Source organism: Citrobacter sp. wls710 (genome assembly GCF_005281115.1).
GTDB lineage: Bacteria > Pseudomonadota > Gammaproteobacteria > Enterobacterales > Enterobacteriaceae > Citrobacter > Citrobacter werkmanii.
Genome location: NZ_SZXD01000064.1, coordinates 1 through 15,652, shown reverse-complemented (window position 1 = coordinate 15,652; position 15,652 = coordinate 1). Strand labels below are relative to the sequence as shown.

General features: G+C 51.5%; 13 protein-coding genes. 6 read left to right on the top strand and 7 right to left on the bottom strand.

What is annotated here, in order from left to right; translation table 11 throughout:
* Positions 1-2: 2 nt before the first annotated feature.
* The 7 genes from tssJ to tssB are packed head-to-tail and all read right to left on the bottom strand — an operon-like array spanning position 3 to position 7,075.
* A complete protein-coding gene (gene tssJ / locus FDX14_RS24090) occupies positions 3-521 on the bottom strand; it encodes a type VI secretion system lipoprotein TssJ (RefSeq protein ID WP_042309280.1) in 519 nt (172 codons plus the stop codon).
* The gene (tagH, locus tag FDX14_RS24085; RefSeq protein WP_079224710.1) at positions 518-1,795 is read right to left on the bottom strand and encodes a type VI secretion system-associated FHA domain protein TagH; all 1,278 of its coding nucleotides are present in this window, start codon (positions 1,793-1,795) and stop codon (positions 518-520) included. The genes tssJ and tagH overlap by 4 nt, the downstream gene beginning before the upstream one ends.
* A gap of 17 nt (positions 1,796-1,812) precedes the next feature.
* Complete coding sequence (gene tssG, locus FDX14_RS24080; RefSeq protein ID WP_137350393.1) at positions 1,813-2,847, bottom strand: type VI secretion system baseplate subunit TssG; 1,035 nt, start codon at positions 2,845-2,847, stop codon at positions 1,813-1,815.
* The gene (gene tssF / locus FDX14_RS24075) at positions 2,814-4,646 is read right to left on the bottom strand and encodes a type VI secretion system baseplate subunit TssF (protein ID WP_137350392.1); all 1,833 of its coding nucleotides are present in this window, start codon (positions 4,644-4,646) and stop codon (positions 2,814-2,816) included. Before tssF ends, tssG begins: the two co-directional genes overlap by 34 nt.
* A 4-nt stretch (positions 4,647-4,650) precedes the next feature.
* Positions 4,651-5,076 carry a type VI secretion system baseplate subunit TssE gene (gene tssE, locus FDX14_RS24070; protein WP_052511188.1) on the bottom strand — a complete coding sequence of 142 codons (426 nt, stop codon included), beginning with the start codon at positions 5,074-5,076 and terminating at the stop codon, positions 4,651-4,653.
* A gap of 5 nt (positions 5,077-5,081) precedes the next feature.
* A complete protein-coding gene (gene tssC / locus FDX14_RS24065; RefSeq protein WP_137350391.1) occupies positions 5,082-6,557 on the bottom strand; it encodes a type VI secretion system contractile sheath large subunit in 1,476 nt (491 codons plus the stop codon).
* A 20-nt stretch (positions 6,558-6,577) separates the two neighbouring features.
* Complete coding sequence (tssB, locus tag FDX14_RS24060) at positions 6,578-7,075, bottom strand: type VI secretion system contractile sheath small subunit (RefSeq protein ID WP_137350390.1); 498 nt, start codon at positions 7,073-7,075, stop codon at positions 6,578-6,580.
* A gap of 630 nt (positions 7,076-7,705) precedes the next feature.
* Between tssB and FDX14_RS24055 the strand changes: the two genes are divergently transcribed.
* The 6 genes from FDX14_RS24055 to FDX14_RS24030 all read left to right on the top strand — a co-directional run.
* Positions 7,706-8,224: an Hcp family type VI secretion system effector gene (locus FDX14_RS24055; protein WP_020689513.1), complete on the top strand. Its 519-nt coding sequence runs from the start codon at positions 7,706-7,708 to the stop codon at positions 8,222-8,224.
* Between the two features lie 207 nt (positions 8,225-8,431).
* Positions 8,432-9,397: an Ssp4 family T6SS effector gene (gene ssp4 / locus FDX14_RS24050; protein ID WP_167371254.1), complete on the top strand. Its 966-nt coding sequence runs from the start codon at positions 8,432-8,434 to the stop codon at positions 9,395-9,397.
* Positions 9,398-10,012, top strand: coding sequence for a hypothetical protein (locus FDX14_RS24045; RefSeq protein WP_170973617.1), 615 nt, complete (start codon positions 9,398-9,400; stop codon positions 10,010-10,012).
* Between the two features lie 140 nt (positions 10,013-10,152).
* Positions 10,153-12,156, top strand: coding sequence for a type VI secretion system Vgr family protein (locus FDX14_RS24040; RefSeq protein ID WP_137350388.1), 2,004 nt, complete (start codon positions 10,153-10,155; stop codon positions 12,154-12,156).
* A 9-nt stretch (positions 12,157-12,165) separates the two neighbouring features.
* On the top strand, positions 12,166-13,356 hold the full coding sequence (locus FDX14_RS24035; protein WP_137350387.1) for a DUF2169 family type VI secretion system accessory protein: 1,191 nt from the start codon (positions 12,166-12,168) through the stop codon (positions 13,354-13,356).
* A partial coding sequence (locus FDX14_RS24030) for a PAAR-like domain-containing protein (protein ID WP_137350386.1) occupies positions 13,356-15,652 on the top strand: 2,297 nt, incomplete at its 3' end. The genes FDX14_RS24035 and FDX14_RS24030, both read left to right, overlap by 1 nt.

Sequence of the window (15,652 nt, the reverse complement as noted above, 5' to 3'; positions counted from 1 at the left end):
CGTTATTTGTCCTCGGTCTTCATTTCAATACTGTTCTGGCGTACGTGCACCAGCAGGCGGTAGTGATGCCCGGTTCCTTCCACCGGCACGATTTGCTTCCATTCGCTGGCCTGGTCGTCGGAGAAATAGGCGACGATGCCAATAAACTGTGTTTTTGCATCCAGACTCACGTCAGGCAGCGTTTTGAGCGTGTCCGGCAGCAGGGTAAAATCCTGGTGGTCGAGATAGTTTTTCCCCAGCGCTTCCGGCAGTGGCGTGGAGGCCATCAGGTCGTAATCCGCCGCCTGAAATTTTGAGTCATCGGTCAGGTACACCAGTTGCACATCAACCGGGGCAGGCTCGCCCTCGCCGTTCAGGTTGCTGTCCGGCTCGGTCAGCAGCGTGAGGGTGACCGCAGAAGACTGCTGTTTCAGATCGCCAACCTGAATACCGGGATCGGCAATCACCTGGCCGATCTTTTTGGTCATCGTGCAGCCACTGACGCTGAGCGCCAGCATCAGCATGACAAAAAAGCGTCTCATGCTTCCGGTTCCCGCTGCTTCTCACGCAATACCCGGTCATACACCTGGGCATAGACCTCGTTAAACAGCATGGCGAATCCCTGCTGCCTGTCCGAAGCCAGTTCGGCGTAATAGTGGCGGTACATTTCCCATGCTCCGGCATCGTCCAGCTCCCGGCGCAGCTCATGGCTGCGGCGATACTGCACAAAGCGGCGCAGCAGGCTCTGCGGCGAGAAGGCCTCCAGCATCACCCGCAGCGCTTCGGCTATCGCCGCCCGGTTGGCCTCTTCGTGGTGGCGGACGTTACGCAGGCTCTCGCGAATGGCGGCAGGTGCCGCCAGATGCACCGGACTTTTGCCTTCGGCGAACATCACTTCCAGCGCCGTGGCGTAGTCAAGATTCAGGCGCAGCGGGTTATCTTCCAGCGGGCGCAGGTGTTTGTCCGACAGACTGTTCTGGCTGTGCTGTAAATCCAGCAGTCCCTGAATCGCGGCCTGCAGGGCGCGTCCGCTCTCTTCCAGAAAGGCGTCGGCGTCCTGCGAATTGTGCACGCTGAGCGAACTGCCCAGCCCGCGCAGCAGCGGCGTTACCGCCAGATGTTTCTGCGCCGTTTGCGCCGCAGTAAACTCATCTTCATCACGCGGGTCCGCATATACCGGGGGCAGATCCATAAAAGAGGTGTCCAGTCCACCATTGGCCTGCAGATCCGACAACGGCACGGTCCGCTGCCCGTAAGTCGCCGGTGCGGCGGTCAGACTTTCACTCTCTAACACCTGTAAAGGGTCGGAGGAAAAGCTGTTGACCACCGTGGACGTCAGCTGGTGACGCTGCTGCAGCCCCGGATATTCCGGCTGGCCGTCGGTAGAAATCAGCGCCTCCACCAGACCGTCACGCTGCGTCACAATGCTTTCCGGCGTCGCCATCTGCTCGTCATAGCTGATGCGTTTGCCTTCGTGCAGAAAGACTTTTAATGCCAGCGCGCCCAGACTGATTTCATCCCCCTGACGCAGACGTACCAGCCCGGCGTCGGAGGCCACTGGCGCCAGGTTTATCATCAGCCCCGGCATCAGGCTGCGCAGGCAGAAAGCGCCGTCATGCAGCACAATGGCGCAGGCGCGCCCGGCAACCGAACCGGCCCGATCCTGTACCGGCCAGTGGCACCCTTCCGCATGGCCTATCTCGCCGCCGTCACCGGAAAACAGGCATTTTGCGGCGCGACCGCTTTCCAGTTCATTGCCGTTCATTACCTGAAGCGTCAGCGACAGTGTGGAAGACTGTGATTTTTCCTCAGCCATATATGACTCCATGTAATTTATTCCCTGATGTGGAGAGTGACGGAAGGCGAAGCCACCGGCTGGCCAATAAAACTGGTCCGTCCCAGACGGGAACACGATTTATCCCCCAGCCGCATCCTTCTGGCCTGCTCCGGTGCCAGACCCAATTGCAGATCCCAGGCAAGCTGGTCACGCAACAGAAACGAAATAAACATTTTCAGCGCCTGATGATCATCCCCGTCAGGTAAAAACGACAGATAACGCGCAATATCCAGGCCGTTAATCCGCAGCAGGAATTTACCGCTGCGATCCGGTACCCGCGCGCCGAGTGTGAAATTGACGCCCAGCACAGAGCGTCCGGCGACATGTCCGTCGGTTCGTATCTTCGGATTACGTACCCCCACCCGGTTCTGCTCTGACGGCTCGATCGCCACTTTGCGCAGTTGCCAGCTCTCAATCGTGACATCCGGCAAATCAAAACAGTGGGATACCAGATTACATACCACATCCGGCGAACGCCCCGGCGTCGCCAGTATTCCGGCATAGGCCAGCATTTTGCTGTGGTTGATGGCGAGCCTGTCGCGTGCACTGCGGTTACCCAGCCCGACAAGGGAATACATACGCTGTGAAAAGACATCCGTCCCGCCATTGCGAAAACAGATGTAGTAGCGATACTTACGCCAGGCGTGGTAAGCAAACTGCGTCCAGCGATGGCTGAACAGATCCAGAAAATCTTTCAGCCCTTCTTCGTTCTGTGCAGATTCCCGTGCCATCCGATCAAGGTAATAACCCGGAAGCGGCGACTGGCTGCCGGAAAAGCCGAGAAATGTTGAGGTCAGCGTGAACTGCCCGTTATCTCTGCGCGTGAGCGACGTCAGATCGCTCCCCGGAAAAGCGATGCTGGCATCAGATTTAAACAGCACCCCCTCATCTTTCGGCTCGGTACGCAGAGAAGGTTCACTGTCCGGTTCGCCGTAGCGGCGATAGAGCGACTCCAGCAGGGTATAGAAATTGATGCCGCGCACATCTGCCGGAAATATCACATCAGGGCGTGCTGGCCGGTACTCTTCCATTCCCAGACCTCCTGACTTTCTGTATTGATAATTTTCAGGCAGTGGAATGAATTGATGCTGGCGTACAGGGCAAAGAACTCAGACAGCACGACACCTAACAGATAAACCTCACCCTCACAGATAAAGGGTGCCGGATTGATCCACAACGAGGTCGCAAGCCCCCTTACCGGAACGCCTTTGAACAACCGATCCACCGGTTTAGTTTCCATTTTCTCAATTGCGTCCAGTTTTTGCTGTGACAACCGGGCCTGCTGTGGATGATGGATGCCGGGTAAATCGAAAGTACGCAGGATCTGTACCAGCGCATCACGGTCCAGGAGAGAGAGATAATTCAGGTTCATACTGGAAATCAGTGACCAGTGCATATCGCCATCCGTGACCGGGTACAATGGCCGCGTCGGGCGCGTGACATTGCTGAAGCTGGCTACGGCCGGGTTTTTCCCCACAGCCACGCAGATATCGCCAGTGTGCAGCTCCGCAGGCAGCATCCTGTTAGTACAGACCAGCGAAGCAGTAATGACCTCGCCCTCCAGCATGGACGGCTCAGGCAGCCTACCATCGGCGTGAACAAAGGCGATGGCATGCTCAAGGCCACGATGAAACAGGGACGTTTTTGTCCGGTGGTGCCAGTACACCACCTCACGCTGGCGGCTGTATTCAAGCTGGTGATTGAAACTTTCAAACTCTGGCCAGGACCGGGTTTTCTTCCCTTTTACAGAGAGCTCATCTGTCTCCGCGCTTTGGCCCGCCACAGATTTAACCCGGAAAATATCATAAGCATCCGGGTGCTGATGGCTGGCTTTCAGCGGATATTGCGGCGTACTTCCATCCGGCCTGACCGGTTCCGCATGGTGAACAAACAGGTTGACGGCAGGTATGCAGTAAAGCCGCAATGAACTCTCGCGCAGTTTGATATCCACCGGCAACGGCTGATTAAAATGCAGGCGCAATGTAAAAGAACCCGCAGGAAAATCTTCCGGTAATGCCGCGACATCCCGCAGATGAAAGAAAAAAAAGCTTTCCGGGTAGCAAAAATACTCCTGCAGCACACGGTAGCCGTTGTGAACGTTTTTAGGCCACGGCAGTAGTGCATCACCACGTTCAAACCCGGCGGCTCCCAGCCACAGTTCTGGTAACGCAATGCGACGCTCACCCGCAATCAATTCCGCATCCATCAGGCGTTCACTGAACCACAGATAGAGCTGATGCCGGGTATAGTCATCGTCGTTCCCCAGCCAGAAAGTGAGTTTATTCAAATCTACCGTTCCGGCAGCTACTCCCGTATCCCTGTAAAAATCGATATCAACAATGCCCTCTTTTAAGGTACTGGCGTTACGGACATCAAGGAGTTGCAACGGCTGCAACCACATATCCCGCGCCAGAGTAAAATGACAGACAGGAACAAAAGCATCTTCCTCATCTGTTATTGCCCCTTTATGTCCAGATGAGTGGTTGTTATTTGGGCGTGTAGTGACCAGTTCATCACGTGAAACCTGTACTGGCGCTTTCAGGTTGTTTTCGGGTCTGTATTCAACCACCGTCATCGATGGAACCGGACGCAGGTAATTGGGCCAGAGCATCCGGATAATCCCATGGGTAAACTCCGGAAATTCATCTTCCAGTTTTTGCCGCAGCCCCCCTGACAGAAAAGCGAAAGCTTCCAGCAGACGCTCCACGTCCGGATCGCCTTCCTTTTCCGCCAGAAAACGGGCCAGATAGGGTTTATCCTCTGCCAGCAACTTGCCTAACTGGCGCAGATAATCCAGCTCTTCCCGGTAGTAACGTTCCTCAAAAGCCATTTTGTCACTCCACCCGGTAGCGCTGGCGGTTATCCAGCAGGATCTCAAACTCCAGGAGATCACTGGCATCGTTAAAACTCACCTGCGCCACAATATGAAAACGTAATTCCTGCGGAGCACTGACATCCGGTGAATCGGCATCTACCGTCACATCAAAGAGTCGGGGTTCGTAACGGAGAATGCAGTCACGAATTCCTCGGCCAATTTCCTGACGGAAATCACTGGAGACCAATGCATCATCATTCAGATCAGGAATGCCCAGCTCCGGCGAACCATAGCAACTGCCGGAACGGGTATTCAGAACGTTTTCCAGGTTGCGTCTGATGGACTGTAACAACTGCCCTGGCGACGGTAAGCGGCGCGACGATCTGGCCGCATTCCCCACCCGCTCAAACAAACTTCCCTGCATTCCGATATCCCGTTCCGTCATGGTGATTAATCCCGGTCGAGACGGCCAACGAGGGACAGTTCAAAACTGGCGCCCATATATTTGAAATGCGGACGCACGGAGAGCGCTACCTGATACCAGCCCGGTTCACCTTCCACATCCAGCACTTCAATTTTCGCCTGACGCAGCGGCTTACGGCTGCGCACTTCAGCTGGCGGATTTTCCTGATCGGCCACATACTGGCGGATCCAGGTATTCAGTTCGCGCTCCAGATCGCCACGCTCTTTCCAGGAGCCGATCTGTTCGCGCTGCAGAACTTTGATGTAGTGCGCCAGGCGGCTGATAACAAAGAGATACGGTAGCTGGGTACCCAGCTTGTAGTTGGTCTCCGCTTCTTTGCCTTCCGGGGTATTGGGGAATACTTTTGGCTTCTGTACCGAGTTAGCCGAGAAAAAGGCAGCGTTATCACTGCCCTTACGCATGGTCAGAGTAATGAACCCCTCTTCAGCCAGCTCAAATTCACGGCGGTCAGTGATCAGTACTTCGGTCGGAATTTTAGCCTGCAGTTGTCCCATCGCGTCATACAGATGAACCGGCAGATCTTTAACCGCACCACCGTTCTGCGGACCGATGATATTCGGGCACCAGCGATACTTCGCAAAGCTGTCCGCCATATTGGTAGCCAGCAGGAATGCCGTATTCCCCCACAAATAATCATCATGACTGCGACTGACATTTTCCCGGTAATTGAAACTTTTCACCGGATTGTCGCCCGGCGCGTATGGCTGACGCAGCAGGAAACGTGGGGAAGTGAGGCCGAGATAACGGGAGTCTTCTGACTCGCGCAATGCGCGCCATTTGGTATAGGCTGGACCTTCAAAAATCGCGCCAACATCTTTAATGCCCGGCAGCTCAGTCCAGGAATCCAGACCGAGAAACTCCGGCGCAACGGATGACAGGAATGGCGCATGCGCCATTGCGCTGACCGCACTGACGTACTTCAGCAATTTGAGATCCGCGGCGTTATTTTTAAACGCATAGTTGCCAATAACGGCTGCAACCGGCTCACCACCGAACTGGCCGTAGCCGCTGGAGTAAACGTGCTTATAGAAACCAGACTGGGTGATTTCCGGGGCGAACTCGAAGTTGTCCAGCAACTCTTCTTTGGTGGCGTGCAGCAGATAAATTATGATGTTTTCGCGCGGATCGGTACGCTCAACCAGCAATTTCAGGGAGCGCAGCAGTGATTCCAGTTCCTGAATCACCGGGTCGTGAAGGATCAAATCCATCTGGCGACTTGTCCGCTCGTCAATATCCGCAATCATGGCGTTAACCGCCAGAATGTCGACTGACTCAGCTTCATTCTGCAGCAGGGCCGAGATAAATGCGGTCACGCCCTGACGGGCAATACCATAGCTTTCAGACTCAGGCTGGAAACGGCTTTGTGCCATAATATTGTCCAGCAATGACGTTCCTGCCTCTGGCGCGGCACTGACGGGAGCAACTTCTTCCTGTAAAGACATAGTGAAATCCTTGTGCAAAGTTATTTCTGGCTGGCCTGCCCCAGTTCCTGAATCAGCTGTTCGCGGGTTTCCTCGTTATCCAGAAGTGCCTGCAACTGAGCGCGAAATGCCGGGATATTGCCCATCGGCCCTTTGAGGGCAACCAGCGCCTCACGAAGCTCCAGCATTTTTTTCAGCTCAGGCACCTGGCTGGCGATGCTGTCCGGCGAGAGATCGGCCATCGAATTGACTTTCAGGCTGATATCCATACGCGCGCCAGCCTTTTCACTAAGCACCGACGGCACGGAAACGTTCCGTTCAATGCCAGACTGGGCCAGTACTGCGTTTAATGTATTTCGGTCAACAGCGACTGGCTGGCGTTCATCCAGAGGGGTGTCATCCGGCCTTCCCAGTAAATCCCCGGTAACCAGCAGACTGAGAGGTAATTCCACTTCAGCCGCCTGACCATCCGTCCTTGGAACATAGCGGACATTAATACGTTCCTTAGGCGCTATACTTCCGTCATTATGATTGCTCATGTATATATTCCATAAAATGATGATAGATATTTATTCAGACCATTAATGGTAGAATTATCCATAAAGACAATAGCCAGCAACGGAAATAAAAATCCGCCATGACAAAAACATCGATCAGGGAGTATCATACTCCCTGAATGAAATTTTAAAACAATTTTCCTAACCTTCGACACATAATACACACCGACGTGACGAATGACACATAATCAAGTATTTCATCTGGGATATGGTATATGCAGGATGAAATGCAAACAAAAAAAACACAATACAACCACATGTTTTAACTGAATATATAAGAAAAAGTTTAATTGCAATGATTAGAGTAAATACGAACAAGGATTACATCACAAAAATAAATGAATGGTTATTTTGATTTTAAAGCGCAGGAGAAAAACGGATTAAATAATATTAATTCAAGAACAACCTATGGCTGAAAGATAAAAGAGAAGCAGCGGAACTAATGAGCAATGAATTTAAAAGCACCATCATTTTTACCGACCGCACAACGAATGCGACTCAGGGACAAACACAAAAGTATTGGCGTGAGCAATGCTTTTGTGTTTGTTAAGAAATATTGAACGTGCTGATGGGAATTAGCATAAATATAAATAATGCAAAGGAGTTAAGGAAATGCCAACACCGTGTTACATCTCAATTAAAGGACAAACTCAGGGACTGATTACCGATCGCGCATTTACTGCTGAATCTGTCGGCAATATCTACGTTCAGGGCCATGAAGACGAGATGCTGGTGCAGGAATTCAGCCACAACGTCACCGTCCCGACCGATCCGCAATCAGGTCAGCCCAGTGGCCAGCGTTCTCACAAGCCGTTTATCTTCACCGTGGCGCTGAACAAAGCGGTTCCACTGCTGTACAACGCACTGGCTTCCGGAGAAATGCTGCCAACCACTGAACTGCACTGGTATCGCACGTCAGTCGAAGGTAAACAGGAGCACTTCTTCACCACCCGCCTGACCGACTCCACCATCGTGGATATCGACTGCACTATGCCGCACTGCCAGGACGACACCAAACGTGAGTTCACACAGCTGGTTAAAGTCTCTCTGGCTTACCGCAAAATTGAGTGGGAACACGTTTCAGCCGGTACTTCAGGGGCTGATGACTGGCGCGCACCACTGGAAGCATAAGTCAAAACCAGCAGCATTCTGCCGTCATGGCAGGGTGCTGTTTTTAAAGTCATTAGCCATAACAAGCAGTATCAGTACCGAGTTACGTTTTGCATACGGGAGATGGCAGACGCCGGAAACCTCGGCGGTAGCGTGCCTGAAAACAAGCGTAACGTTGTACGGTCATTGCAACTAATTCAGTTAGTGAATTGATAATGTGAGGGCAAGGTGCCTAATTTATTTAATCCTGAAAGTAATGATTTGCCTGAATATGAGTGGTCTCGCTTGCTGGGGCAAACTCAGGGGACAGATTTTAATTTCGACGCACTGGCTGATGCACTTGACTGCCAGCGTGATTTTTATGGTGCAGGCATTATATACAACGACGGTTATCGCTCATTTTTAGTTCGCCCCTCAAAACGCTCCTCCACTCCGGGACTGAATCAAATAACCCATATCATTGTGACTCAAACCACGTATTTATCTCGTGAAGGGATGGAGAAAAGCGTCAAAGAAGCCGTAAAAGATCCATCAGTTGGAGCAGAAATTGCGTCAACGGCACTATCCTGCGGAGCCTGTATACTCACAGCTGTCGCATGTGCTGCTTCTCTTTCAGCCGTACCGCTTACGGGCGGAATGAGTACTCCTCTGGCTGTATTGGCAACTGCCGGAACGATTGCCACAGCAGTGCAGTGTGCTAATGGCCTATGGCGTTTGTATGATATAGGACTTAACGATGCCCAAAATGTTGACTGGATTGATCGGCAGGGATGGTACACGGCCACCTCCACTGCGCTCGATTTAATTTCACTGGTCTCGCTTGCCGGTCCGCTAAAAGAAGTGGTCATGACATACAAAATGATGAAATCAACCTCTTCAATGAACGTGATCGACTGGTTAAAGCGTTATCCCAGAATGGAGAGGGTTCGTCTGACTGAAGCTATCATAAAACAACTTAACCCGGGAATATCTAACAAAGCGATGAAAGCAATGGTCCGCGCGGGAAAATATCCCAGACGATATCCTACAGAAGGATTTCACGGAGAGTTAATAAAACAACTCATTAGTGCGATGACCAGCGCAATGGCGGTTTCTGGTAGTGCGGTCAGTGGTGTTATACATTCCCCGGAAAGTATTAGCACCTCTGGTGAATATATTTTTGGATTATTACAGTCCGTGGACACTATTAATTAAATGAATATAACGAGAGTGTTATTGGGCACACAGTTCCTTCGATTAATTGACGAAGGAAAACAAACGGACTGCTTGATCAAAAATGGAGGGGCGGCGTTACTCAAACAATCGACCCCGGAGCAGGAAAATGCACTCAATCTTCAATGGCTCAGACTTTCACGTCCCAACCCTTTTTCAATAGGGATTATCGTTATGTTACTGGCAGCCTCGACCCCATGGGGATGGACATCGATAATATATCACTTTAACCTTCCCGTTGAAGTGAGCTCAATATTATGCTTATCCATTATCCCATTTGCAGGTATATATGTTGCTTTTATACCTTATGGATTAGGACGAGGCTATACCAGTGGATTGATCTTTATACGCTATTTTTATCTTTTTAATATATCATTGTCATTGGCTGGTATTTTTTCAATACTTATACAAAACTCAGAATTTTATCAGTTAATGAGGGAGCTTAATACATTTTTTTTACAATTATTTGTTTTGTATTTATGTCGATATACTATAAACAGCAACTCATTTTATAGAATAATTTCATTCCTTCGCACTTTACGTCTGATATTGGAAGCTAAAAAAGAAAGAGAATTGTCACAAAAAAGTTGCAAGTAATTCTCTTCGGAAAATATTCTATTTTTATTATCACTCATTCATCGCTCCCATATCAAACGAACCTTAATTCATGCGTTACATCGTCTATATCATGTAACTCATCAACAATACGGGTATTTCTCCGTCCTTAGAGAGGTCATATGTCATTAAAAGGACTGCGTTTTACGTTAAATATTGATGGTCAGGAAGATACAGCACTGGCCGTGGTAGATTTCACTCTTTACCAGCAATACTCTGGTCCGTTTGTGATGGACGTAAATGTTTCCAGTACTAAATTAAATCTAGTCGCTTCGGATTTTCTGGAAAAAAATGTCGTTCTGACTATCTGGCAAGGTAATATTCCACAACGCTATATCAACGGCATTGTCACTGCAATGGTCCTGGGAAATAATAATGGGTGGCAGACAAATTATCATCTGACCATTTCCCCTCCACTTTGGCGCTGTAGTTTGCGCAAGAACTTCCGTATTTTCCAGCAACAGGACATCCAGACCATCTCCGATATTCTACTGAGAGAAAATGGCGTAACAGAGTGGAAGTCTCACTTTTATGAAAACCACCCGCCACGTGAATTCTGCGTACAATATAATGAGTCAGATCTCGCTTTTCTGACACGATTGTGGTCTGAGGAAGGAATCTTCTTTTTTGAAAATCTGTCTCCAGGTGCTAATGGGCCGCATCAGACGCTGACCCTATGCGACAATTTTGCCGGATTGCACTCCATATCCACCCCACTCCTATTTAACCCAAACGCAACAATGGAAGTCACCCCTGAATCCATTAGTGTGTTCCGCTATGAAGCCACTATCACACACTCTTCAGTACAGAGTCAGGACTACACCTTTAAAGTCCCTGGTTGGCCAGGACTCTATACTCATAAAGCCGACAATCTTAACGGCCAGCGGTCACAGTACGAACTGTTTGATTATCCGGGCCGTTTTAAAGATCAACAACACGGTCAAAATTTTGCCCGCTACAAAATGGATGGCTGGCGCAGCAGTGCTGAAACGGCCACTTGTGCCAGTAATTCCCCAAAACTATGGCCTGGTACACGTTTTACCTTGTCAGGACACCCAACAGCCGACCTTAACCGAGAGTGGCAAGTGGCGGGTAGTACGCTGACGGGAATACAACCTCAAGCACAGCACGGCAGTCAAGGGCAGGGAACCTCACTCACCAACGATTTTACTGTAATACCTGCGGATCGAACCTGGCGGTCACAACCTTTACCCAAACCCAGAGTTGATGGCCCGCAAAGCGCAATTGTCACCGGTCCTGAAGGAGAGGAAATTTTCTGCGACGAGCATGGTCGGGTTCGTGTGAAATTTCACTGGGACAGATATCATCAGAAAAATGAGGACAGCTCCTGCTGGATACGGGTATCACAAGCATGGGCCGGTGCCGGGTTTGGTCATCTGGCTATCCCACGCGTCGGGCAGGAAGTGATCGTTGATTTCCTCAATGGCGACCCAGATCAGCCCATCATTATGGGACGAACCTACCACCAGACTAACCGTTCTCCAGGCGATCTGCCCGGAACCAAAACACAGATGGCTATCCGTTCAAAAACATATCAGGGAAGCGGATATAACGAACTGATGTTTGAAGATAGTACGGATAATGAGTTGTTGTCCATGCACGCTCAGAAAGACATGGACACCAAAGTATTACACGACCGTCGTACGACTGTGCTCCACGACCACACGGAAAATATCGGCAACGATCAAAAAGTCAGAATCAAAAAAGACCGCAATGTACTGATTGGTCACAATTTACGGCAGGTCGTTCTGAGCAATCAGAGAACCACCACGCTGAAAAATAAAAAAGAATTTACCGGCCTGACTAGCAGGGAGACTGTTGGGTTATTGAAATCAGTCACCGTGGGAGGGGCCTATCAGACAACCGTTGTCGGGGAGATGAATACCACCGTCGCTCTGGCGCAGACCGAAGAGGTTGGGCTGTTAAAGTCCGTCACCGTCGGCGGACCGTTAACTGTAAGTTCAACCACATCGATTACCTTCACCTGCGGTGCCAGCTCCATCACGATGGATGCTTCCGGAGTGATCACCATCATCGGAACCGCCTTTGACTTTAGTGCCAAGGGACCAGTCCAAATTAACGGTATGCCAGTGGACATCAACTGAGGCGCTGAAATGGAATTTCGCAATCTCACCCCTTTCTCCGTGATGCAGTACAGAATGCTCGATCAGCAGGATGAGACATATCACGTTGTTGCAATGAAGGTTGGCTTTTCGCTGGAGCTATGCGCCGAAGGTGTTTTCCAGGCACAGCCACTGGTAAATCCCCCCATGCCTCTTTGCCTGACGGATGAGTATGAAGGTGAACTCAACGCTTCCAGAGTCTTACAGGAAAACGATCTGGCTCCCTTCAAGCCGCTTTGTGACGTTATTCTCAACGCAACCGTCAATGCTCCTGCTGACATTCCCGCAACAGATGTTGATGTCGGTATTCAGCTTATTACTCCAGAGGGGCAAGTTTTACTGGATAAGCGACTTCATGTCATTGGTGAGCGATTTCTGCTCCGTAACTCACTGACCGGACAATGGTCGCTTTCAGATCCCACCCCCTTCACTACTCTCCCCCTGGATTATCAATATGCCTTTGGCGGGGAGTGTCGAATCGAGAAAGAGAGTGATGCCGCCAGAAATGTACCCGCGAAAAATCAGCTTACTGCCCGTCAACAAGCCGAACACCCACAGACTGATAGCCCGCCGCTCGCCCACACCGTGTGTGTAACCAATCCACAGGGACAAGGATATACAGAACGCTGGTACGTTGATGCTACCCGACTGACACGCGTCCCCGCTCCACAGATCATGAATCCGGACCATCCTTTCACACTAAATGAATTTCAACGCTGTCTGGATGGCAGGTTGGATCCATCTGCGCCTGAATTTCAACCTGCCGGAACGGGATTTTTAGCCCGTAGCTGGGAGCCAAGGCTGAGAAAAGCGGGAACCTACAATCAACACTGGCTGGATTCTCGACACCCTGGTTTACCGGGAGACTTCGATTTTGGTTACTGGAATGGTGCGCCACTGGATCAACAAATACCCTGGCCCTCTTCAGGACTGCGCTTTGAGCTACAGGGATTGCATCCCAAGGGCCGGATAACCGTTCAAACCCCACCACACAGAGCAGCAGTGTTACTGCGCATGACGGACGGAACCCTGATCCCCCAGTGGATGAATGCAGACACCCTTATCCTGGATTTAGACAAAATGACACTGTCTATCACCTGGCGATACCTCATTAGCACCCACGCCCCGATACGCGTCATAGAGGCGCGTTACGTGACAAATCCCGTTCAGGAAGAAAAATAATGGCCGAAAACACCACTGCCAGCCAGAGTCCGCAATGGACGATGGTATCGCTCAGTCCGGATGTTTGTAAAACGCCACGCGGAGACTCCACGCCCCCGATCCCCTACCCAGTCACTGCACAACTGTTACAGGCCGTGCTCCCGGTACCGACCGTCAGGACAAACAATACCCCTCTGGTGGTAATGGACCAGAGTTTTGCCCCGATGACACAAGGAGATGAACCGGGTGTTGCCGGCGGCATAAAAAGCGGAACCGTGGGGAGCATCTGTGAACCCCTGGAGCACAGCGCCAGCGTCACCGCCGGTGGTTTTCCAATACTACGGAACGGCGATATATGCTGGATGAATAACAAAAATACCCCCGGCGTTATCTGCGGCCAGCCCGCCATACCTCAGGTTCCGGTGACGGGGGCAAATCCGCCAGTTGTCCCGGAAACAGCGAAAGAAAAAGGTTTCCTGGAAATGCTCGGCGAGTCCTATGTTCAGGAAGCGGAGTCCAGAAGAGCAGCGACACAAAAAATTAAAGATGTTGTGTCTGATTTTGTCACTGACGATACACCTGACGGAGTAATGAACAGTGAGCTTATCGCTGCGATGCTACACGCAGGCGATATTTATAGTCGGGTCCCTGGCGCATCTGATGCAGCTATCCAGCAAATGGGCGGAGAGGCGGCGGAAACATGGAAAACGCTGAATACTGACCAGGTTAAAGGAAGTGAACTGGTTATCGGTTCTTTGCTGGGGGGCGCATTGCTGGCAAGAAATGGCCCCCAAATGGCAGTAGAAGAAGCCGGCGCAGCAACACGGTCGGCAGAAACCGCCGCCGCTGCTGCAAAAACCACAAACGCAGTGGAAGACGCAGGTGCCGCTGCCAGTACCGCCGTAAAAACCCCAAATGCTCCAGGAGGGCAATTTCCTGTTCAAGGGGAAACACCTAAAAACAATAAAGCTAATAGCCAGTGCACTCGTAACTGTAGTACGCCGGGTGAACCTGTCGATATCGTTACCGGCGATTTTCTCCAGCATCTTTCGGTGCTCTCACTCCCCGGTACGTTACCGCTCAGCCTCTCCCGCTTTCACCGCACCAGTTCACAGGTCTGTGGTCTGTTCGGACCCAAATGGATGGACGAATGGTCGCGTTTTCTGGAGCTGGACGCAAAAACTATCCGTTTTACCGATCATGAAGGCGTCACGCTGGTCTACTCCCTGCCCCACGACGGACAATTAAGAAACGCGGTTAACAGTCACATGGGCCATTACGTGCTCTCCGGTGATATTCACAATCAACTCACCGTGTTTGACCGTCAGGCCCGCCAGACGCTGATTTTTGGCGAAATCAACGGGACAATACGCCGCCTGTCCGCGATCTGTGACGGCTATGGCAACACCATCAGCTTCGTTTACCAGCATGGGCAACTGGCCTGCGTCCGGCACAGCGACGGCTATGAACTGACGCTGAGCAGTCTGCACGGGCGAGTTACCGCAATAGACCTCCATTCGCAGGGAAAGATCCAGCGACTGGTCACCTGTCAGTATGATGACCGGGGAATGCTGGCAGAATGCGACACATTTCAGTTCAGTCACAAGGGTTACACCTGGAGTCCGGAAAACCGGATGCTGCACTGGTGGGATGCCGACGGTACGCAGGTGGATCTGTTCTACGACGCACAGGGACGGGTGACAGAAACCCGCACGCCGGAAGGCTACTTCAACGACCGTTTTACCTACGACGATGCGGAACGCAAAAGCCGCTATCACGACGCGGAAGGCGGCGTCACAACCTACTGGTATAACGATGACGGCCTGGTCGTTCGTGAGGCAGACCCTCTGGGAAGGGAAACACTAACGGAATGGGCGCACAGTAAACGGCAGTCTCAGACCGACGCGCTGGGGCGAACCACCACCTGGCAGTATAACCTCTACGGTGACATCACCCGGCTGTCATTGCCGGGGGGGATCATGCTGCACTATGAGTATGATGCCCACGGTAATCTGACCCGTTTTCAGGGGCCGGGTAATAAAACCTGGCTGTTCACCTACGATGAACACGGCGGCCTGCGGGAGATGACCGATCCGCAGGGGCGGCAGCGTCACTGGGAATACGGTGACCACGGCGAAGTATTACGGCAGGTACTGCCGGACGGTGAGACCTGGCATTATGGCTACGATCCCCTGCACCGGCTGAACTGCATTGAAGATCCGGCTCAGGGTGAAATCCGGATCGAGCAGGATATAATTGGACGCCTGCTGACCGTCAGCGATCCGTTACAACAAAAAACCACTTACCGCCACAGTAA